The 223-nt window shown below is 55.6% G+C and carries 2 tRNA genes; both read right to left on the bottom strand.

The features are described 5' to 3' along the window. Position 1: 1 nt before the first annotated feature. Positions 2–77 (bottom strand) — tRNA-Ala (locus ACEN88_RS36500). A 69-nt stretch (positions 78–146) separates the two neighbouring features. Continuing rightward, positions 147–222 (bottom strand) — tRNA-Glu (locus tag ACEN88_RS36495). Between the last annotated feature and the right edge of the window lies 1 nt (position 223).

Raw genomic sequence — 223 nt, 5'->3', positions numbered from 1 at the left:
TTGGTGGAGGTAAGCGGGATCGAACCGCTGACCTCTTGCATGCCATGCAAGCGCTCTCCCAGCTGAGCTATACCCCCTACGGGAAAACAGCACTATAACACACTACATTTACTGCTTACGTCGTTTTTCAACGTCGCTGCCGAATCTGGCGTCCCCACGGGGATTCGAACCCCGGTACTCACCGTGAAAGGGTGATGTCCTAGGCCTCTAGACGATGGGGACC

This window comes from Massilia sp. CT11-108 (assembly GCF_047302915.1).
GTDB classification, from domain to species: Bacteria; Pseudomonadota; Gammaproteobacteria; order Burkholderiales; family Burkholderiaceae_D; genus Telluria; species Telluria orientalis.
Note: the sequence above shows the minus strand (reverse complement) of the source record. Positions and strands in the feature narration are given on the sequence as shown.